Below are 20,609 nucleotides of genomic sequence, written 5' to 3'. Positions count from 1 at the left end.
CCCGGCGCGGAGCGGGAGAGAGGGACGGCGTGGTGGGCGACGAGAACGCGGTGGCGCGGGTCCGGGAGATCTGCCTGTCCCTGCCCGAGGCGGTGGAGAAGCCGTTCGGCGGCCACACCGCGCCCTCGTTCCGCATCGGCGACAAGCTCTTCGCCATGACCAGCGAGGACGGGCGGTCCCTCACGTTCAAGGCCGGTCCGGGGGTGCAGCAGGCCCTCGTGGCGTCGGACCCGGAGCGCTTCTTCGTCCCTCCGTACGTCGGCGCGAAGGGCTGGGTGGGCGCGCGCCTCGACGCGGCCCAGGACTGGGCGGAGATCGCCGAACTCCTTGAGGACAGCTACCGGATGATCGCGCCGAAACGGCTGTCCGGGCTGCTGGACCGGCGGCGGGCCGGCGACGCCGGGAACTGACTTACGCGAGGGTCAGCGCGTGACCTGGTCGAGCAGTTCGAGCAGGTGGTGATAGGTCTTCCCGGTGGCGCGGGTCAGCCCGATCTCGCACGTGCGGTTGACCGACGCGTGGGCGTCGAAGCCGCCTTCGGCCACCGAGGCGGCCTCGTCCCGGGTGGCGGAGGCGGTCAGTTCCGGGTGCAGCAGGCCGCGGTCGCCGGCGAAGGCGCAGCACTGCCATCCCTCGGGCACGACGACCCGCTCCGCGACGGCCGCGGCGATCTTCGCCACGGCGGCGTCCAGGCCGAGGCGGGTGGAGGAACAGGTCGGATGCAGGGCCAGCGACGCCCGCTTGCGGCCCTCCGGCGGCTCCGGCAGCCGGGGCAGCACGTGCTCGGCCACGAAGGTCACGGCGTCGACCACCCGGACGGCGGGAGCCGCCGCGGCGGCCCGCCCGTCGCCGGCCGCGGCGACCAGGCGTTCGAACCCCTCGGTGCAGGAGGCGGCGTCGCTGATCACCGGGAGACGGCCGCCCTCGGCGGCGGTCAGCAGGGACTCCCGCACCCGCTCGCGCATCACCTCGTAGCCCTCCGTGAACCCCTTCGACGACCACGGCGTGCCGCAGCACAGGCTCTGGACGCCCTCGGGCACGCGCAGCCGCAGACCGGCCCGTGCGGCGAGCCGTAAGACCGCGGCCATGACCCCCGGCCCCCCGTCGGCGGGGGCGAACATCGTGTTCAGGCACGACGGCACGTACACCGCGTCGGCCCGATCCGCTGGTGCGGCCCGCCGGGGGACGCCGCCGCGCGGCAGGTCGCGGCTCCACTGGGGGACCGAGTCGGGGTCGCCGGCCGCGCGGGCCGCCCGGCTCGCCCGCTCGGCGAGCCCGGCCGGGGCCGCCGCGGCGGCGTCCATGGCGAGGTCCATGGCCCGGGTCACCGCTCCCCAGTGCCGGGCGGCGGACGTCCAGCCCGCCCGCGCCGCGCGTCCGTGGCGCTCGGCGCGCAGCCGCTTGGTGAGATCGCCCGTGTTGATCAGTACGGGGCAGGCGGTGGCGCACATGCCGTCCACGGCACAGGTGTCGACGGCGTCGTAGTCGTACTCCCGCTCCAGTCGCCTTGCGAGCGCCTCGTCGCCCGCCGCCCGGGCCGCGGCGATCTCGCGGCGCAGCACGATCCGCTGACGCGGGGTCGTGGTGAGGTCGCGGCTGGGACACACCGGCTCGCAGTAGCCGCACTCCACGCAGCGGTCCACCTCGGGCTCGACGGTGACGACGGGCTTGAGGTCGCGCAGGTGCGCCCGCGGGTCGTCGGTGAGCACGACGCCGGGGTTGAGCGTGCCGCCGGGGTCGCACAACCGCTTGACCTCCCGCATGATCTCGTACAGCTCGTCGCCGTACTGGCGGCGGACGAAGGGGGCCATGACCCGCCCGGTGCCGTGCTCCGCCTTGAGCGTGCCGCCGCGGCCGAGCACGGCGTCGACCATCTCCTCGGTGAAGCCGGCGTACCGCTCCGGATCGTCGCCGAAGCGCTCGTTCAGCATGAAGTGGAGGTTGCCGTCCTTGGCGTGGCCGAAGATCACGCTGCGCTCGTAGCGGTGCCGGGCGAACAGCCCGGCGAGGTCGTCGCAGAGGTCGGCGAGGGCGGGCACCGGGACGGCCACGTCCTCCAGCAGCGCCGTCGTGCCGCTGGGCCGGGCCCCGGCGACCGCGGCGTACAGGCCCTTGCGGATGCGCCACAGGGCCGCCCGGACGGCGGCGTCCCCGCTCAGCCGGGCCGGGGCGGCGAGGTTGAGGCGGGCGAAGACCTCAGCGGCGTCCCGCTCGCGGGCGGCGAGCACCTCGGGCGCGGACTCCTGCCACTCGACCAGCAGCGCCGCGTGGTCGCGCACCTCCAGCGCGCGCAGGACGCCGTCGGCGCCCGGGTCGGTCCGCGCGACCCGCAGCGACTCGGCGTCGAGCAGTTCGACGGCGGCGGGACCCGCGGCGACGATCTCCGGTACCGCCGCCATCGCCGCCCGCAGGGTCGGGAAGACGACCAGGCCGGTCGTGGCGAGCCGGTGCGCCGGCACCGTACGCAGGACGGCCCGGGCGACGAACGCGAGCGTGCCCTCGCTGCCCACGACGAGGCGGGCGAGGATCTGGGCCGGGGAGTCGTGGTCGAGGAAGCTGTTGAGGCCGTAGCCCATGGTGTTCTTGAGGGCGAACTGCGCCTTGAGCCGCCGCACCGACTCGGGGTTGCCGCGGACGCGGTCGCGCAGCCGTTCCAGGCCCTCGGCCAGCGCGGGCTCCAGGGCGCGCAGCCGCGCGTCGGCGTCGGGGGCGCCGGTGTCGACGACGGTCCCGCCCGGCAGCACGAGGACCATCGACTCCAGCGTCCGGTAGGTGTTGGCGTGGGTGCCGCAGGTCATCCCGCTGGAGTTGTTGGCGACGACCCCGCCGATCGTGCACGCCGCCTCGCTGGCCGGGTCGGGCCCGAGCCGGCGGCCGTACGCCGCGAGCCTGGCGTTGACCTGCCGCAGCACGGCGCCGGGCTGCACCCGGACACGGGCGCCGTCGTCCAGCACCTCGATGTCCCGGAAGTGCCTGCGGGTGTCGACGAGCAGGTGCTCGCTCACGCCCTGCCCGCTCAGGCTGGTGCCGCCGGACCGGAAGGTCAGCGGCAGGCCGGTCCGCAGCAGCGCCGCGACCTGCTCGGCGTTCTCGGGCACCAGCACCGCCTGCGGGGTCAGGAGGTAGTGCGAGGCGTCGTGCGCCATGCCGAGCCGGTCGCTCGCCCGCGCACGGGTGATCCCCGGGACGGCCGCCTCCACCGCCGCGAGGGCGGCGGGGTCCGGCTGGGTCAGCCGGCGCGCTCCGGCATCGGTAAGGCTCATGATCTCATCGCTTTCCCTCAGAGGCGGGCGAGCGCCTCCGCTATCGCCGCGGATCGATGTGGATCTTGGGGCCCGGCCCGGCGCCCGCCGGGCGTCGTCCCGCCAGCACCTCGGCGGCGTCGCCGAGACCGACGGTGGCCGCCACGAGTGGATGGGCGTCGACCGATCCGTCCGCGTACGCCTCGATGGTTCCGGCCAGGCCGCCCGAGCCACTGAGCACGCCGACGGCGGTGACGTCCTTGAACACGAGGTCGCGGGTGTCGACGCGGCTGGGGGAGGCCGCGATTCCGATATACACTACCCGGCCCGCGGGCCTGACCAGGTCGAGCGCGAGCGCCGGGAGGTCCGCCGCGTTGGACGCGTCGACCACCGCGTCCCACGGGTGCGACGGGAGTGACGGGCGGGTCCACACGTCGTCGAAACCGAGGTCGCGGGGCAGCCGCAGCGCGGGCTCGTCGCGGCCCAGCAGGTGCACCTCGGCCCCCCGCGCCCGCGCGAGCAGCGCGACGAGCAGCCCGATGGTGCCGGTGCCCAGCACCAGCAGCCGGTCGCCGGGCCCCGCGGCGGCCGCCCGTACGGCGCGCAGGGAGTTGGCGCCCGGCTCGACGAGCGCGCCGAGCGTCGCGTCGATCGTCTCCGGCAGCGCGTGCAGGGCCGACGCCGGTACGGCGAGCCGCTCGGCCAGCGCTCCGGGGAAGCCCATGCGGATCCCGATCTCGGCCCGGTCCGGGCAGACATGGCGCAGGCCGGCCAGGCAGAAGCGGCAGCGGCCGCAGCCGAGCATCGTGTCGCCGGTGACGCGGCGGCCCAGCCAGCCGGGGTCGACGCCCTCCCCGAGCGCCGTGACGACCCCGCACCACTCGTGCCCCGGGCGCAGCGGATACCACGCCTGGCCGGAGTGGAGATAGCTCATCGCGCCGCTGAACAGTTCCAGGTCGGTGCCGCAGACACCGGCCCGCTCGACGTCGACGACCACCTGCCCGGGCGCGGCGACCGGCGGTTCGACGTCGATGACCTCGGCCGCGCCGGGTCCCGTGATGACCAGTGCCCGCATGCGCCCGCCCCCTACCGGTGCGGCCGGACGGTACGGCCGGGCGGGAGGACGGATGCGGCTGCGCCGGCGGGGGAGTGGTGGTGCAAGTGGTTCTCCGTGCTGTGGTTCTCCGTGCCGCGGATCGGTGTCCGCCGCCCGCTCACGATCTGCTCACGGGTGGAGCCTCACGATACGGAAGGGGTGACCGGCGGCGCCCAGTAGGGTGCCGGAAGGCCGCGTACGCCGACCCTGGAGGTGAACAGGTGCCCCGAACCGGGGTGCTCGGCCAGCTCCCGGGGGGACATGTTCTCGGTCGCCGTGGTGATCACGAGGACGTCGAGATCCGGACCGGCGAAGGCCGGGCAGGTGGGCTTCGGGGCGCCGACCTCGACCACGGCGAGCAGGCGGCCCGCCGGATCGCGGCACTCGACCCGCCCGCCGCCGAAGACGGCGATCCAGAGGTTGCCCTCGGCGTCGGCGCACATCCCGTCGGGCAGGGTGCCGGGCGGCCCGTCGTCCAGCGTGAACAGCTCCCGCCGCGGGCCGGTCCGGCCGGTGGCCGGGTCGTAGTCGCGCGCCCACACCACCCCGGGCACGCTGTCGACGTTGTAGAGGCGGTCGCCGGAGGGGCTCCAGGCGAGCCCGTTCGACAGGGTCAGGTCCTCGTCGAGGTGGACGAGGGCCGTGCCGTCGAGCCGGGCCAGCACCTCCCGGCCCTTCCGGTCGTCGAGGGCCATGCTGCCGATCAGGAAGCGCCCGGCCGGGTCGACGGCGCCGTCGTTCAGCCTGCTCCGTACGCCCGGGGGGATCACCCGGGCGAGTTCGGCGCGCCGTCCGGTGACGCCGACCCTGGTGAGGACCGCCTGTTCGGCGACGACGAGGTCGCCCTCGGCGGAGACGGCGACCGCGCCCACGGTGCCGCCGAAGGTGTGCAGCGTGGCGGCCTCGATCGCGCCGCTCGCCGGGTCGAGCCGTCCCTCGTGTACGGCGCCCGCGTCGATGTCCACCCACAGCAGGCGCTCCCGGGCGGGATCCCACACGGGACCCTCGCCGAGTGCGTACACGTCCCGGCCGGCCTGGGTCGCGGTGAACCGCCTGGTCATATTTCCGGATATTAGGTCGTTTGGCGCCACGATTGCGACTGGGAGAAAAGTGGATCACTTGACTCTTTCGGGACAAGTGAGGCGTGGGTTAGCCTCGCAGAGTCGTTGACCTCTGTCTCTGACATCTGTCTTTGACCTCCCGAGGAACCTGGGTGCCGCATGGGGACGCGAAGCGCCGAGTGGTACGGCGGAGCCGGCCGCAACTCCTACATCCATCGCGCGTGGATGCGGCGCGGGCTGCCGGCCCATGCCTTCGACGGGCGCCCGCACATCGCGATCGCCAACACGGCGTCGGACCTCACCCCCTGCAACGCGCACCTCGACGAGGTCGCCGAGCACGTCAAGCGCGGCGTGTGGGAGGCGGGCGGCGTCCCGCTGAACCTGCCGGTGGTGTCGCTGGGGGAGACGCAGGTACGCCCCACGGCCATGCTGTGGCGCAACATGGCCGCGATGGCCGCGGAGGAGCTGCTGCGGGCCAACCCGGTCGACGGGGTCGTGCTGCTCGGCGGGTGCGACAAGACGATCCCCGCGCTGCTGATGGCCGCGGCGTCGGTGGACCTGCCCGCGATCGTCGTGCCGGGCGGGCCCATGCTCACCGGCCACTTCCGCGGCGTCCCGCTCGGCTGCGGCACGGACGTGTGGAAGCTCAGCGAGGAGGTCCGGGCCGGGACGCTGACCGAGGCCGAGTTCATGCGGTCGGAGTCGTCGATGATCCGCAGCAGGGGTCACTGCAACACGATGGGCACGGCCTCCACGATGGGGCTGCTCGCCGAGGTGCTCGGCATGACCCTCCCTGGCGTCGCCGGCACGCCGGCCGCCGACAGCAGGCTCCTGGAGGCCGCCCACGCCAGCGGCTCGCTCGCCGTCGAGATGGTCGCCGAGGACCGCCGCCCCAGCACGGTGCTGACCCGCGGGTCCTTCCTCAACGCCGTCGTCGCGCTCGCCGCGCTCGGCGGGTCCACGAACGCCGTCGTCCACCTGCTCGCCATCGCCGGGCGCCTCGGGGTGGAGCTCACCCAGGACGACTTCGACCGTACGGGGTCGGGTGTGCCGCTGCTGGTGGACCTGCTGCCCGCCGGGCGGTTCCTGATGGACGACCTGCACCGCGCCGGAGGCCTGCACGCCGTCCTGCGCGAGGTCCGCGACCTGCTCGACCCGGAGGCGATCACCGTCACCGGCCGCCCGCTGGTCGACTGGCTCGGCGCCGCGCGCATCCACGACCCCGAGGTCATCCGGCCCCGCGAGACGCCCCTGCTGGAGAACGCCGGAATCGCCGTGCTGTACGGCGACCTCGCCCCCGGCGGCGCGGTGATCAAGCCGGCCGCGGCCTCGCCGCACCTGCTGCGGCATCGCGGGCCGGCCGTCGTGTTCGACTCCGTCGAGGACTTCCACGCGAGGATCGACGATCCGGACCTCGACGTCACGCCCGACTCGGTGCTCGTCCTGCGGGGGTGCGGGCCCCGGGGCTACCCCGGCATGCCGGAGGTCGCCAACATGCCGCTGCCCGCCAAGCTGCTCGCCCAGGGCGTACGCGACATGGTCCGCGTGTGCGACGGGCGGATGAGCGGCACCGCCTACGGCACGGTCGTGCTGCACGTCGCGCCCGAGGCGGCCGCGGGCGGCCCGCTCGGCCTCGTCCGCGACGGCGACATGATCGTCCTCGACGTCGACGCCCGCAGGCTCGACGTCGAGGTCCCGGCGGAGGAGTGGGCCACCCGCGAGCCGTCCCCGGCGATGACGCGGGCCTTCGCCGCCCCGAGCCGCGGCTGGGAGCGCCTGTACGTCGAGACGGTCGGCCAGGCGAACACCGGCGCCGATCTGGGCTTTCTCACCGGCTCCAGCGGTCACCCGGTGCCGCGCGACTCGCACTGACCCGCGAACGGCGGCCCGGGAACGCGACCCGCGACCGCCGGCGCCGTCGTCAGCCGGGCTTGCCGGGGTGCAGGACCACCTTGGTCCAGCCCCGGTCCCGCGCGTCGAAGCGCGCGTACGCCTCGGGCGCGTCGTCGATGTCCAGGTCGTGGGAGACGATCCAGGACGGCCGGGCGCCGACCTCGTGGATGAGGGCGCACAACTGGCGGTTGTAGTTCTTCACGTTGCACTGGCCGGTGCTCATCGTCTGCCCCTTCGACCAGAAGGTCCCGTAGTCGATCGCCACCGCTCCCCGCCGGTAGAGGGAGTCGCCGCCGCAGGGGTCGGTCGGGACGAACAGGCCCACGACCGCGATGCAGCCGGTAAACTTTACCGATTTGACCAGGTTGTTGAGGGTCATGCTGGGATGCTCGTCGCCCTCCGGGTCGTGGGCCTGGAAGCCCACGCACTCGCAGCCCCGGTCGGCGCCCGCCCCTTCGGTGAGCTCCAGGACCTGCTCCACCGGGGAGGACACGGAGTCGTCGATCGCGATCGCGCCGATCTCCTCGGCCTTGGCCAGCCGGTCCGGATGGTGGTCGATCACCATCACGCCGCTCGCGTTCCTGAGGAGGGCCGAGTAGGCGGCCATCAGGCCGACCGGTCCCGCGCCGTAGATCACGACGGTGTCGCCCGGCTGCACTCTGGCGAGCACGGTCGCATGCCAGCCGGTGGGCCAGACGTCGGCGAGCATCACGTAGTCGTCCTGCCTCTCCCGCGCGTCCTCGGGCAGCACCAGGCAGTTGAAGTCGCCGTACGGCACGCGCAGCAGTTCGGCCTGGCCGCCCTCGTAGGGGCCCATGTCGGCGTAGCCGTAGGCGGCGCCGGCCCGGCCCGGCTCGGGGTTGGTGGTCAGGCAGAAGGCCGTCAGGCCGTTCTCGCAGTTGGCGCAGAAGCCGCACGAGACGTTGAACGGCATGCAGACCATGTCGCCGACCCTGACCCGGTCGACGGCCGCACCGACCTCGACCACCTCGCCGAGGTTCTCGTGACCGAGGATCCGGCCCGGCTCGAAGTCGGTGCGGCCCTCGTACATGTGCAGGTCGGAGCCGCAGATGTTGGCCGCGGTCACGCGGACGAGCACGTCGGTGTGCCGCTCCAGCCGGGCGTCCGGCACGGTGGCGACACGGACCTTGCGGGGACCTTCGTAGACCACGGCTTTCATGGCTGCCCTCGAACGCGATCGTTGCGCCGGACGGCGTGCGGGCGGTGCGCCGCCTCCGTACGCCGCACGCCGGGCGGGCACTGTCGGCCCGCGCGCCGGCGATACGCCGGCAAGGAAGGCGTACCCCCGCCGGACGTGCGAAAAACGGCGGTACGCCCGGCCTTCGCCGGCCGTGGTCGCCTCACTTGAGGGGGATCCGAGCGGCGATCGTGAAGCCGCCCTCGGGGGTCGGCCCGGCGGAGAACCGGCCGTGGGCGAGGCACACGCGCTCACGGATGCCGGCCAGCCCGAACCCCCCGCCGAGGGAGGGCGCGGCGCGGACGTCGGTCCGGCCGGGCCGCGCCCTGCCGGGGGTGTCGGTCACGGAGACGGCGACCTGGTCGCCGACGGTCTCGCAGATGACCAGCACCCGGGCGCCGGGCGCGTGCTTGCGGATGTTGCTGAGCCCCTCCTGCACCAGCCGGTAACACGCGTGCGAGACCTGCCTCGGCAGCCCCTCCGCGGGGACGTCGAGGCGGAGGTCGACCTGGAGGCCGCTCGCCTTCGCCTCGCCGACCAGCCGGGCGATGGCGTCGACGCCCCCGGCGAGGTCGCCCTCCTCGTGGCGGAGCACGGTGAGCAGCTCACGCAGCTCGCTGAGCGCCTGCACCCCCTTGTCCTCGATGACGGCCGTCAGCTCGCGCACCTCGCCGGGCTCGGTGGCGTCGCGCGCCATCCCGGCGTTGAGCACCATCGCGGTGACCGCGTGCGTGACGGTGTCGTGCATCTCCCTGGCGATCTTCCGGCGTTCCTCCGCCGCGGCGATCTCCTCGCGTTCGCGCACGCCGTGCCGCAGGTCCTGGACCAGCCGCCGGTAGGCGTACACCCAGGTGCCGACCAGGGCGGGCAGGTAGATGAGGGTCAGCGCGCGCACGACGTTGAGGTAGACGGAACGGTCGGTGTGCGGGTTCACGTAGTCGACGGCGCCGTAGACCACCACGAGGGCCAGGGCGACGTACTGCCACCGGCGCGGACGGTGCTCGGCTGTCATCGAGAAGACGGCGAGGATCATCGGCACGGTCTGCCCGGTGACGCAGGCGCAGACGGCGGAGGCGGCGACGGCGGGCCACGGCGTGCGGCGCCGCACGAGCATCGTCGCCGCCGTCACCGCCCCCGCCAGGACCTCGATCCAGAACGGCGCCGTGCCCCACAGGGCGAAGGTGTAACCGCTGACCGACGTCGGGATGGTGAACGCCAGCACGGCGCAGGCGAGCAGCGCGTCGACGACCGGCTCGTGATTCGCTGGAACCATGCCCGCTTTATCCCGCATGGTGCTAGTTTGCTCTGTTTGGTGATTGCCGTCACCCCTCCCAGTAACGTCGGCCGTTCGGTGCCTCCCGGTCTTGACGGATTCAAATGAACGGTCTTTTAATTCCGTTATGGGGCGGATCGCGGGAGTCACCGCGGCCGAGACGCGCGAGCGCCTGCTGCGCGCGGCCGCCGAGGTGTTCGCCCGGCGCGGGTACGACGGCACACGCGTCGCCGACATCGCCGCCGTGGCCGGGGTGAGCAACGGCGCGCTGTACGCGCACTTCGGCTCGAAGGCCGAGCTGATCGCCGCCGCGCTGCACGCCCACGGGCCGGGCCTGCTCGCCGAGCTGCTCGCCGCCGATCCGGCGCGGCCGGTCGCGGACCTGCTCGTCGCCGTGGGCCGCAGGCTCCCGCACCGGCAGGACGCGCGTAGTTCGCTGATCGCCGAGGCGCTGGTCGCGGCCCGCCGCGACGAGGACGTCGCCCGGCCCATGCGTGAGTACGTCGGGGAGCGGGCCGGATGGCTCACCGGCCTGGTGCGGGCCGCCCAGGACGACGGCGCGATCGACCCCGCGCTGTCGGCCGGCGCGCTCGCCCATCTCTGCCTCCTGCTCGCGATGGGCAGCGTGATCGTCACGCCGGACCTGCACGGGGTCGGCGACGAGGAGTGGAGCGCCCTGCTCACCCGTCTCGTCGCCGCTATCGCCCCGGCCGGACCCAATCAACGACCAGAATCGGAAAGCACGGGAGCGACACCATGAAGGTGCAGATCGACCCTGGCCGGTGCCAGGGGCACGGCCGCTGCTACGACCTCGCCCCCGGCCTGTTCGAGGAGGACGACGAGGGGTACGGCCGGGTGCCCGGCGACGGCGCCATACCGCCCGGGCAGGAGCAGGCGGCGCGGCTGGCCGCGGCGAACTGCCCGGAAAGAGCGGTCGTCCTCACCGAGGAGGCGTGACATGACCGTCGACGACCGCTTCACCGGTGGTTTCCGGAAGCAGGGGCCGCCCGCGGGCACGCGCAACGAGATCGTCACCGGGCCGGTGTCGGACTGGGCCACCGACTTCTCCCACCTGGAGCCCGAGTGGGCCGCCGACCCGTACCCGATCCAGGACGACCTGCGGGCTCGCTGCCCGATCGCGCACACCGGGAGGTTCGGCGGCGGGTGGCTGCCGACCCGGTACGAGGACGTGGCCGCGATCGCCTACGACACCGAGCGCTTCTCCTCGCGGTCGATCATCATGAGCAACTACCGGCCGCCCGCGGAGACCGCGCCCGTGGGGGCCACTCCGCCGATCTCCTCCGACCCGCCGTTCCACCACGACGCGCGGAAACTGCTGCTCCCGGCGTTCACGAAGAAGGCGGTGGCGAGGCGGGAGGAGGCGACGCGGGCGTTCTGCCACTCGCTCGTCGACGCGCTGGAGGGCGCCGACGTCGTGGACGCCGCCCGCGACTACGCGCAGCACATCCCGATCCGGGTGATCGCCGACATGCTCGGCTTCCCGCCCGAGGACGGGCCGCGCTTCAGCAGGTTCGTCGAAAGCGCCCTGGAGGGCGTCAACCTGCCGCCGGAGGAGCGGATGGCGCGCATGGACGAGCTGTTCGACTACCTGTACGACCAAATCCGCGACCACGTGGACAACCCGCGCGACGACCTCACCACCTACCTGGTCGAAGCCGAGCTGTACGGTCACAAGCTGCAGCCCAACCACGTCGCCGGCACGATCGCCCTGCTGCTCATCGCGGGCATCGACACGACGTGGAGCGCCATCGGCGCGTCCCTGTGGCACCTGGCGAAGACCCCGGCCGACCGCGAGCGGCTGGTCGCCGAGCCAGACCTGCTGCCCACGGCCATGGAGGAGCTCCTCCGGGCGTACGCCCCGGTCACGATGGCCCGGCTGGTGAAGGAGGACATGAGCTGGCGCGGCGCCGACATGCGGGCCGACGACTGGGTCCTGCTGTCGTTCCCGGCCGCCAACCGCGACCCCGAGCAGTTCGAGCGGGCCGGCGAGGTCGTCATCGACCGAGAGGTCAACCGGCACGTCGCCTTCGGCCTCGGCATCCACCGGTGCGTGGGGTCGCACCTCGCCCGGATGGAGCTGCGGGTCGCCCTGGAGGTCTGGTTGGAGCGTATCCCGGTGTTCGGCCTCGCCGACCCCGCGGCGGTGACGTGGGCCGCCGGTCAGGTGCGGGGCCCCCGCACACTGCCGCTGCGCCTGGGCGGTGCCTGACGGTCATGTCCTGCCGCGCGGGGCGCGGGCGGCGCCCCGCCGTGGCCGCGGACCCGGGCGTCCTCACGGAGGCGGTACCCGGGACCGTCATCAGGGCCGTTCCCCGGTCCCGGCCGCGGCGGCGTACACCGCCAGGGTCCGCTCGACGGTGCGTGCCCAGCCGTAACGCTCGCGCACGTACGCCGCGCCCCGCAGCGCGAGCCGTTCCGCCTCATCGGGGTCGTCCAGGCAGCGCAGCAGTGCGGCGGCCAGCTCGCCGGGGTCGTCGTCCGCGCAGCGGAGCGCGCCGTCGCCGACGACCTCGGGCGAGTAGCCGGGCCCGACGACCACCGGGCGGGCGAGCGCCATCGCCTCGACGGCGACCAGGCCGAACGGCTCGTACACGGACGGGAAGAGCACACGTCGGCGGCGAGGAAGTGCGCGAACACCTCGGGGGACGGGAGGAACCGGTTGCCGGCGACGACGTGCCCGCCGGTCCCCGTCCGCTCGATCAGCCGGGCGACCTCGGCGGCGTCGGCGGTCTGCGGTAGCCCCGCGCCGACGAGCACGAACCGCGTGTCACCGTGCTCGGAGACGACCCTCGGCACCGCCCGGATCAGCGTCCCGACCCCCTTGTGCGGCGACGGGCGCCCGGCGAAAACGACGAGCCGCCCCCGTCCGCCGGGCAGGTAGCGGCGGCGTATCTCCGCGCGGGTCCGTTCGCGCTCGTCGTCCGGCAGCGCGGCGAGCCGCAGCAGGTCGGGGTCCTCGTAGCCGTGCGGCACGACGACCAGCCGGTTGCCGGGCCACCCCTGGGCGGCGAGGTCGTCGCGCATGCGGGCGCTCGGCACCACGATCACCCGCGCCGTCCGTGCCTGCGCCGTCTCCAGCAGGTCGAGCAGGACGGCGTACGCCGAGCGGCGCGCTCCGGGCGCGTTCAGCTCGCGGGTGTGCACGTGGAACACGACCGGCAGCCGTCCGAGCGCGCCGCACAGGATCCCGGCCACGCAGCCCATCCAGTCGTGCACGGCGACCACCGCACATCCCTCCCCGGACCGCCTTTCTCCGCGTGGTCCCGGCCGTCGGCGGGCCGCCTCGGCGCGCAGGATGCGGGCGGCGGCGCGGACGTTGAACACCAGCAGCCCGGCGACCCTGGCCGGCCGCCGCAGCGCGGCCGGGACGCGGGAGCCGGCGTCGATGCCGTAACCGGGGGTGGGAAGCCGCCGGAGCGTCACGTCTCCACGACGTTCGGCCGGGGGAGCCGCGCCGCGGCGGGCGGCCCCGAAGACCTCGATCGGCACGCCGAGGTCCCGGAGGGCGGCCATGATCCGCTCGGCGTACCGGCCCAGCCCGCCGACGACGCCGGGCGGCACCTCCGAGCACACGACGTAGACCCGGGCCGGACCGTCCATCAGCCCGCTCCGGCGGCGGTCGGGAGATCATCGGTGAGCGCGGACACGAGGCGACGCTAGCGGGGCCGGGCCCTCCCCGCCAAGATCCGCTGTCCCTGTCCCGCCTACTGTCCCGCGCCCGCCCCGAACCCCGTGCAGTGCCCGCCTCCGAGCGCTGTGCCGCCCCCGTGCCGTATTGCTGCGCCGTCACTCTGCCGGCGCGGTGGCCCCTGCGCCGGGCCTGCACCGGGCCTTCGCCGTGCTCGCGAGCGCGTCCGCGCCCACTTGTAGTCTCGCCTCGTGCGGAACGACTCACGGGGCGGCACGAACTCACGGGGCGGCGGGGACATGCCGGGCGGCGGGGTGGACCCGCGCCGGCATCTGCCGGCCGGTGGGACCCTGCCCGGCCACCGCCTGAGGTTCGGGTCCGGCGCGGCCGGCATCGAGCGTCTGGAGGCCTCGCTGACCGGGGAGGGGTTCGCTCCGCACCGCCACGACACCTACGCGATCGGCATGACGTTCCACGGGGTGCAGACGTTCCGTTACCGGGGCGAGGCGCGGCACTGCCTGCCGGGGGAACTGCACGTGCTGCACCCCGACGAGGTGCACGACGGTACGGCCGGCACCGACGAGGGGTTCGGTTATCGGATCATCTACCTCGACCCGTTCCTCGTGCAGGAGGCGCTGGGCGGGGGCCCGCTGCCCTTCGTCGCCGACCCCGTGATCGGGCGGCGCGACGTCGACCCCGCGCTCGCCGCGTGCCTGCGGGACATCGACGAGCCCCTGGACGGCTTCGGCCGCCTCACGACGACGCTGCTCGCCGCCCGGACACTGGTCAGGCACGCGGCCGTGCGCCGCCCGGGCAGGCCGGCTCCGCTGGCGCTTGAGGCGCTGGCCCGCGTACGGGACCTCATCACGGAGGATCCGGCGGTGCGGCACTCCCTCGCCGAGTTCGAGGCGGTCTCGGGCCTGGACCGATGGACGATCGCGCGGCAGTTCCGCACGGCCTTCGGCACCAGCCCGACCCGCTTCCGCACCATGCGGCAACTGGACCGGGCGCGGCGCCTGCTGCGCGACGGCGTGCCGCTGTCCGAGACGGCCCAACTCGCCGGTTTCGCCGACCAGGCCCATCTGACGCGCATGTTCAAGCGCACCTACGGCCTCACGCCCGCCCGGTGGACCGCCGCGCTCGCCTGACCATGCTCGCCTGATCGGCGTTCGCCTGGTCCGTACTCACCTGATCGGCGTTCGCCTGGTTCGGGCACGCGGGCATCGGGATCGTCGCGGCGCTCCGGTCCTCGCTCCGGTCCTCGCCACTGGCCGGGAGCGGGTCAGAGCCCTCCGGCGACCTCCAGGACGGCGCCGTTGACGTAGGACGCGCGGTCCGACAGCAGCCAGCGGACCGCCTCGGCGATCTCCTCCGCCTTTCCGGGGCGGCCCAGTGGCACCCGCGCCGCGACCCGTGCCGCCCGGCCCGGCTCTCCGGCCCGGGCGTGGATCGTCGTGTCGATCGTCCCCGGCGAGACGGCGTTGACCCGGATGCCCGCCGGGCCGAGCTCCCTGGCCAGGCCCACGGTCAGCGTCTCGGCCGCCGCCTTGGTCGCGGCGTAGGCGACGTACTCGCCCGGGGAGCCGGTGCGGGCCGCGACCGAGGTGACGTTGACGATCACCCGGCCGATCGTCCCACCAGTGGCCGGGCCGGTCGCTGCGCCGGTCGTCGCGGCGGTCGCGGGCGTACGGCCGGACCAGCGGCGCGCGGCCTCCCGGCACAGCCGCACCGGCGCCACGAGGTTCACCTCGACGACCCGCCGCAGGTCGGCGTCGGTCAGTTCGGCGAAGGGGCCGAGCCTGCCGGTGACCCCGGCGTTGTTCACCAGGCCCGTGACCTCGCCGGCCGACTCGGCCAGGTCGAACAGCCGGGCCGGCGCGTCCTCCTCGGTCACGTCCAGGCGTACGCCCCGGACCAGGGCGCCGCGGCCGCCGAGGTCGTCCTCCAGCGCCTTGGCGTCGGCGTCGGAGCCGGAGTGCGTGAACACGACCCCGTACCCGTCCGCGCACAGGAGTTCGACGATGCCGCGGCCGATGCCGCGGGTGCCGCCGGTGACGACGACGACCGGGCGAGAGGTCATGCGCATGCTCCTTCTCCGAGTGTTCCGCCTGTCTCCTGCGCCCCCTGCGCCTCCCGCGTCCTCGCCTCGATCGCGTGGACGACGGCCGCCATGTCGAGCGCGCCGTGGCCCAGCCCGAGGGTCTCGCCGAACAGGGTGTGGCAGACGTCCAGCAGCGGCGAGGCGATGCCGGCCTGCCGCGCCGCCTCGGCGATGAGGCGGTTGTTCTTCAGCACGTCGGCGATGGCGGCCTGGGCGGCGAAGTCACGCCCGGCCAGCTTCGTCGCCTTGACGCGGGAGACGTCACTCGCCATCTGGCCCGAGTTCAGCACGTCCACGAGCAGCCCGAGGTCCAGGCCCTGGCGCTCGCCGAAGTGCAGCGACTCCGCCAGGCCGGTGACCGTGGTGATGAGGAAGATGTTCACCGCGAGCTTCGTCAGCAGCGCCCTCGGCGCCGGGCCGCACACCACCGTCTTGCCGCACATCGGCGCCAGCAGCGGGCGGACCTCCGTCACCGTCTCCGGCCGCCCGGCCAGCATCGCCACCAGCCGCCCCTCCTCGGCGGGCACCCGGGAACCCGAGATCGGCGCCTCGGCGTAGCGGCCCCCGGCCGCGAGCACGTCGGCCTCCAGCCCGGCCGAGTAGGCGGGGGAGGTGGTGCCCATGTGGACCACCGTACGGCCCGCGACGAGCCGGGCGAAGCGCGGCGTGCCGCGCTCCAGGACGGCGTCGACGGCGGCCTCGTCGGCCAGCATGAGGAGCACCGTGGACGCCCGCCGGAACACGCCGGCCACGTCGTCCGCGACCACCGCGCCCGCGGCCCGAAGCGGCTCGCTCCTGGCGGGCGTGCGGTTCCACACCACCAGCGGCGTCCCCGCCCGGGCCAGGTTGAGCGCCATGGGCTGTCCCATGATCCCGAGCCCGACGAAACCCACGTCCATCGTCCGCCTCCGCGCGCAGATGCCCGCGCCGACCGCCATGACCGGCGCCGGAGACCGTTGTAGCGCATGCCGAGGCAGTGGTCTTGAACGATTGTGCCGCCCGCCGGTGACCGTGCCGCCCCCGTGGTGGCGGCCAGTGGTGGCGGCCCGTGGTGGCGGCCTGTGGTGGCGGCTCGCGGCCGGTCGCCCCCGGCGGGTGGCAGGTGGGGTGCCGGTGGTCAGCGGGTGGCCGCGCGGTGGCCGCACCACCAGCCGAGCGCGTAGCCGGCGACGAGCCCCGCCGCGGCGGCGAGCGCCTTCGGCGACGACATCGCGGACTTCAACTGCTTCAGGCCGCCCTTCGGGTCGGCGACGGCGCCCGCGACGCTCCCGGCCGCCGACACCACCGTGTCGCCCAGGTTCTTGATGGCGGTGTTCAGGGATTCCATGGTCGGCTCCAGTCGGCGGTGCCCTTCGCGGTGTTCCCGGGGGTGCCCGTGCCCGTGTGCCGGGATGCCCTTCCCGCCGTTCGCCCACGTAAACGGCAGGTTCGCCCGTGCGCCCCGCCCCTCCTGGGCGGAACACGGGAGTTCTCGGTCCGGCCGGTCAGCCGGGATGGCGGCGCAGCAGCAGCATCGCGGCGTCGTCGGGGACCGGGCCGCCGACATGGCGCAGCAGATCGGCCCGCAGGTCGTCCAGCGCCGCCTGGGGGTCGGCGCCCTGGGCCAGGTGCGCCCGCTCGGCGAGAGGATAGAAGCGTCCCGCCCGGTCTCGCGCCTCGATCACGCCGTCGGTGTAGAAGAGGATCTGGTCGCCCTCCCCGAAGGGCAGCCGGTGCGGTTTGGGCCGCGGCGAGCCCAGCGCGCCGAGCCCGAGCGGGAGCGCCTCCTCGTGGGGTTCGGCGAAGTAGGCCGTGCCGTCGGCCCGCAGCACGAGCGGGGCCGGGTGGCCGCAGTTGAGCAGCGAGATCTCTCCCTCGTGGACCTCGGCGAGGATCGCGGTGACGAACTTCTCCCCGCTCAGATGGCGGCCCAGGCTGGCCTCCACGCGCTCGGCAACCCCGGAAAGCTCGGACTGGTCGTAGGCGGCCTCCCGGAAGGCGCCGAGCACCCACGCCGCGGTCTCGACCGCCTCCAGGCCCTTGCCCTGCACGTCGCCGATGAGGATCCGGACGCCCTCGGGCGTGGTGACCACCTCGTACAGGTCGCCACCGATCTGGGCCTCCGCCGCGGCCGAGGTGTAGGAGAGCGCCACCCGCAGGTCGCCGGCCCGGCGGGGGACCGGGCGCAGCAGCACCCTCTGGGCGGCCTCGGCGACCAGGCGGACGTTGGCGAGCTCCCGCTCCCGCCGGTTCCGCAGCCTGCTGGCCAGCATGCTCGCGGCGGTGACGCCGACGATCGCCGCGATCGTGAGGTTGTTCTGCGTCCGGCCGAACAGGCCGTCGTAGACGGCGAGGGGGAGGCAGATGGCCAGGGCGAGCGCGCCCACCAGGGCCGTACGGCGGACGCCGCCCGCCACCGAGGCGAAGGTCGGTCCCAGGGTGAGGAGCGGCAGGAAGCCCACACCGGGCCCGCTGATCAGGTCGACGACGACGACCAGGGAGATCGCGATGAACGGCAACGCGCGCAGGAGGCTCTGAGAACTCATCGCGACTCCAATGCCGGCCCCCGCGCCACTACGAGACACCTTCAGTGATGGCTTTACTCCTTCCCGGCTCCGAAGCGGACACTCCCGATCTTCCGCGGCGTATGACGGCTTTTTGGGATCATCCCACCCAGGTGGTCACGCGTGACGTTCGATCACTACGAGTGATGACGTTACTCGAATTCGTGATGTGGCAGGTGGTAAAGACGGACATTCGCGCCATCGGCCGGGCCATGGACTCAGGGCAGCTCGGCGAACCGTTCGACCCGGTCCGTACGGCCGGACACGATGATCACGTCGCCGTAGCCGAGCTCCGTCTCGGCGGTGGCGTAGGTGAACTCCTCGTCCGGCCGCTTCACCGCCACGACCGTCACACCGTACTTGCGGCGCAGGCTGGACTCGCCGAGGGGAACGCCGACGTACTCCTTGGGCGGGAGGGTCTTGGCCAGCGCGAAGTTCTCGTCGACCTCCATGTAGTCCAGCATCCGCCCGCTCACCATGTGGGCCACGCGCTCGCCCATGTCGTGCTCGGGGAAGACGACGTGCTGGACGCCGATCCGGCTGAGGATGCGGCCGTGCTGGCTGCTGACCGCCTTGGCCCAGATGTCGTCGATCTCCATCTCCACCAGCAGCGACGAGGTGAGGATGCTCGCCTCCAGGTCGCTGCCGATGGCGCAGACCGCGCGGTAGAAGTCCGGCAGCCCGAGCTGACGCAGCGCCTCGGGGTCGGTGGCGTCCGCCCTGGCGATGTGGGTGATCTGGCCCGCGAGGCTCTGCACCACCTTGGGCCGGTGGTCGATGGCCAGCACCTCGGTGCCGCGCCGCACCAGTTCGAGGGCGAGCGAGGTGCCGAAACGGCCGAGACCGATCACCGCCACGGGGTCGTTTCTCTTGTCAGCCAACGATGACGTCCTCCTCCGGTAATTCATAGCGGCGGGTGCGTTCCTTGAGCGCCAGCGCGGAGCCCAGCGTGAGCGGGCCGATCCGGCCGACGAACATCAGCAGGGTGAGCAGCGTCTGCGCGGCGGGGGAGACGGCGGAGACGACGCCGACCGACAGCCCGGCCGTGCCGAAGGCGGAGACCACCTCGAAGAGCACCTTGCTTGGGGCGTGCGGCGTCAGCACCAGCAGGATGTAGGTGAAGAGCGCGACCAGGCCCACGCTCAGCACGGTGAGCGAGACCGCCTGCCGCTGCGCCGCCTCGGTGAGGCGGCGGTGGCCGATGTTCACCTGGCTCTCGCCGCGCAGCTCCGCCCACACGATGAACGTGAGCAGGCCCAGCGTGGTGACCTTGATGCCGCCGGCGGTGCCCGCGCTGCCGCCGCCGACGAACATCAGCAGCTCGGTGACCAGCCAGCTGGACGGGTGCATCTGCGCGATGTCGACGCTGTTGAAGCCGGCGCTGCGCGGCATGACGGCGGTGAAGAAGGCCGTCAGCAGCTTGGCCTCCCCGTCCAGCGGGCCGAGGGTGCGGGGGTTGGCCCACTCGGTGACGAGGAAGACCAGCGTGCCGCCGGCCAGCAGGACGGCGGTGACCGCGAGCGTGATGCGGGTCAGCAGCGACCAGCGCTTCGGGCGGCGCCAGGACCGGCGCAGCTCGAACACCACGGGATAACCGAGCCCGCCCACGATCACCGCCACCGCGACGGTCAGGCAGATCCACGGATCCGCGGCGAACCGGACGAGGCTGTCGGGCCACAGCGCGAAACCGGCGTTGTTGAACGCCGAGACCGCGTGGAACACGCCCAGGTAGAGGCCGCGGCCGGGGGACTCGCCGTACCCGACGACGAACCTGAGCGTGAGGACGGTCGCGATCACGGCCTCGCAGGACAGGTTGAACACCACGACCTTGCCCACCACCCGCCGCAGGTCGCCTCCGTTGAGCACCCGGGTCTCCGCCTGGGCGGACAACCGGGCGCGCAGGCCCAGCCTGCGGGAGACGAGCAGGGTGAAGACGGTGGCGAGGGTCATGATGCCGAGGCCGCCCACCTGGATCAGGGCGGCGATGACCACCTCGCCGAACGGCGACCAGTGCGCGGACGTGTCGACGATGGTCAGCCCGTTCACGCACACCGCGGAGGTGGCGGTGAACAGGGCGGTGATCCAGTCGGAGGGCCTGCCCGAGGTCGTCGCGAGCGGACTGGACAGCAGGGCGGTCCCCAGGAGCACGGCCGCGCCGAACACGGTCGTGATCACCTGCGCCGGCTGGGTGAAGCGCCCCAGCACCGCCCAGAACAGCCTCATGCCGGCAGCGGCGCGCTCATCGGCGGCCCGCCGTGCTCGCTACCACCCGGAAACCTCCCCTGTCCGGAAACGGCGGGACGTCGCCGACCAGACTTCCCGGCACACCGCGGCTAACCGTAACAGCATTTATGTCGTGTAACGCACCAGGAGCGATGTCAGGCCGGGGCGGTCCGGCACCCGACGCCCCGCTGTAAATTTCACCCCCCGCTTCGCGCCGACGGTCCGGGTCCCGTCCTCGAACCGGCAGATGGGGCGCGTTCCCGGCGTCTCGGCCGGAGGGGGAGGCGGCGCACGGACCTTGACGGGGTGTCACCGCCTCGTGTTTGCTCC

At 73.7% G+C, this 20,609-nt stretch carries 18 protein-coding genes; 6 read left to right on the top strand and 12 right to left on the bottom strand.

What is annotated here, in order from left to right; translation table 11 throughout:
* Window positions 1-32 precede the first annotated feature (32 nt).
* Window positions 33-410: an MmcQ/YjbR family DNA-binding protein gene (locus FED44_RS14050; RefSeq protein WP_111700780.1), complete on the top strand. Its 378-nt coding sequence runs from the start codon at window positions 33-35 to the stop codon at window positions 408-410.
* Window positions 411-422: 12 nt separating this feature from the next.
* Here FED44_RS14050 and FED44_RS14045 read toward each other — a convergent pair whose 3' ends face one another.
* The 3 genes from FED44_RS14045 to FED44_RS14035 all read right to left on the bottom strand — a co-directional run bounded on the left by FED44_RS14045 (window position 423) and on the right by FED44_RS14035 (window position 5,399).
* Window positions 423-3,263, bottom strand: a complete 2,841-nt coding sequence (locus tag FED44_RS14045) for an FAD-binding and (Fe-S)-binding domain-containing protein (RefSeq protein WP_138460887.1) — start codon at window positions 3,261-3,263, stop codon at window positions 423-425.
* Between the two features lie 40 nt (window positions 3,264-3,303).
* Entirely contained in the window at window positions 3,304-4,317 is a 1,014-nt protein-coding gene (locus FED44_RS14040; RefSeq protein WP_138460886.1) for a zinc-dependent alcohol dehydrogenase, read from the bottom strand.
* 164 nt (window positions 4,318-4,481) lie between these two features.
* Window positions 4,482-5,399 (bottom strand): SMP-30/gluconolactonase/LRE family protein, encoded by a 918-nt coding sequence (locus tag FED44_RS14035; protein ID WP_138460885.1) that lies wholly within the window; start codon window positions 5,397-5,399, stop codon window positions 4,482-4,484.
* Window positions 5,400-5,558: 159 nt separating this feature from the next.
* On the opposite strand from FED44_RS14035, the gene FED44_RS14030 reads away from it, so the two are divergent.
* A complete protein-coding gene (locus FED44_RS14030) occupies window positions 5,559-7,271 on the top strand; it encodes an IlvD/Edd family dehydratase (RefSeq protein ID WP_138460884.1) in 1,713 nt (570 codons plus the stop codon).
* A 49-nt stretch (window positions 7,272-7,320) separates the two neighbouring features.
* Here the strand turns inward: FED44_RS14030 and FED44_RS14025 are convergent, their stop codons facing one another.
* Both FED44_RS14025 and FED44_RS14020 read right to left on the bottom strand, forming a co-directional pair.
* The gene (locus tag FED44_RS14025) at window positions 7,321-8,472 is read right to left on the bottom strand and encodes a glutathione-independent formaldehyde dehydrogenase (RefSeq protein ID WP_117408280.1); all 1,152 of its coding nucleotides are present in this window, start codon (window positions 8,470-8,472) and stop codon (window positions 7,321-7,323) included.
* Window positions 8,473-8,653: 181 nt separating this feature from the next.
* A complete protein-coding gene (locus FED44_RS14020; protein WP_165900785.1) occupies window positions 8,654-9,763 on the bottom strand; it encodes a sensor histidine kinase in 1,110 nt (369 codons plus the stop codon).
* Between the two features lie 127 nt (window positions 9,764-9,890).
* Here FED44_RS14020 and FED44_RS14015 point away from each other — a divergent pair, with 127 nt between their 5' ends.
* The 3 genes from FED44_RS14015 to FED44_RS14005 are packed head-to-tail and all read left to right on the top strand — an operon-like array spanning window position 9,891 to window position 11,993.
* Window positions 9,891-10,523: a TetR/AcrR family transcriptional regulator gene (locus FED44_RS14015; protein WP_117408282.1), complete on the top strand. Its 633-nt coding sequence runs from the start codon at window positions 9,891-9,893 to the stop codon at window positions 10,521-10,523.
* The gene (locus FED44_RS14010; RefSeq protein WP_138460883.1) at window positions 10,520-10,720 is read left to right on the top strand and encodes a ferredoxin; all 201 of its coding nucleotides are present in this window, start codon (window positions 10,520-10,522) and stop codon (window positions 10,718-10,720) included. The genes FED44_RS14015 and FED44_RS14010 overlap by 4 nt, the downstream gene beginning before the upstream one ends.
* Window position 10,721: 1 nt before the next feature.
* Complete coding sequence (locus tag FED44_RS14005; RefSeq protein WP_117408284.1) at window positions 10,722-11,993, top strand: cytochrome P450; 1,272 nt, start codon at window positions 10,722-10,724, stop codon at window positions 11,991-11,993.
* Here the strand turns inward: FED44_RS14005 and FED44_RS14000 are convergent.
* Window positions 11,945-13,384, bottom strand: a complete 1,440-nt coding sequence (locus tag FED44_RS14000) for a glycosyltransferase family 4 protein (RefSeq protein WP_138460882.1) — start codon at window positions 13,382-13,384, stop codon at window positions 11,945-11,947. The genes FED44_RS14005 and FED44_RS14000 overlap by 49 nt on opposite strands.
* A 279-nt stretch (window positions 13,385-13,663) precedes the next feature.
* Between FED44_RS14000 and FED44_RS13995 the strand changes: the two genes are divergently transcribed.
* Window positions 13,664-14,560, top strand: coding sequence for an AraC family transcriptional regulator (locus FED44_RS13995; RefSeq protein ID WP_244301909.1), 897 nt, complete (start codon window positions 13,664-13,666; stop codon window positions 14,558-14,560).
* A gap of 134 nt (window positions 14,561-14,694) precedes the next feature.
* Here the strand turns inward: FED44_RS13995 and FED44_RS13990 are convergent, their stop codons facing one another.
* From FED44_RS13990 to FED44_RS13965, 6 genes are all read right to left on the bottom strand, one after another.
* Entirely contained in the window at window positions 14,695-15,492 is a 798-nt protein-coding gene (locus FED44_RS13990; protein ID WP_117408287.1) for an SDR family oxidoreductase, read from the bottom strand.
* Complete coding sequence (locus FED44_RS13985) at window positions 15,489-16,412, bottom strand: NAD(P)-dependent oxidoreductase (protein ID WP_138460881.1); 924 nt, start codon at window positions 16,410-16,412, stop codon at window positions 15,489-15,491. Before FED44_RS13985 ends, FED44_RS13990 begins: the two co-directional genes overlap by 4 nt.
* Window positions 16,413-16,630: 218 nt before the next feature.
* Window positions 16,631-16,840 (bottom strand): hypothetical protein, encoded by a 210-nt coding sequence (locus FED44_RS13980; protein WP_117408289.1) that lies wholly within the window; start codon window positions 16,838-16,840, stop codon window positions 16,631-16,633.
* A gap of 157 nt (window positions 16,841-16,997) precedes the next feature.
* Window positions 16,998-18,038: a PP2C family protein-serine/threonine phosphatase gene (locus FED44_RS13975; protein WP_138460880.1), complete on the bottom strand. Its 1,041-nt coding sequence runs from the start codon at window positions 18,036-18,038 to the stop codon at window positions 16,998-17,000.
* Window positions 18,039-18,274: 236 nt separating this feature from the next.
* Window positions 18,275-18,964, bottom strand: a complete 690-nt coding sequence (locus FED44_RS13970; protein ID WP_208758964.1) for a potassium channel family protein — start codon at window positions 18,962-18,964, stop codon at window positions 18,275-18,277.
* Complete coding sequence (locus FED44_RS13965; protein ID WP_138460879.1) at window positions 18,930-20,279, bottom strand: TrkH family potassium uptake protein; 1,350 nt, start codon at window positions 20,277-20,279, stop codon at window positions 18,930-18,932. The genes FED44_RS13970 and FED44_RS13965 overlap by 35 nt, the downstream gene beginning before the upstream one ends.
* Window positions 20,280-20,609 lie beyond the last annotated feature (330 nt).

The organism is Microbispora triticiradicis (assembly GCF_005864065.1).
GTDB classification, from domain to species: Bacteria; Actinomycetota; Actinomycetes; order Streptosporangiales; family Streptosporangiaceae; genus Microbispora; species Microbispora triticiradicis.
Note: the sequence above shows the minus strand (reverse complement) of the source record. Positions and strands in the feature narration are given on the sequence as shown.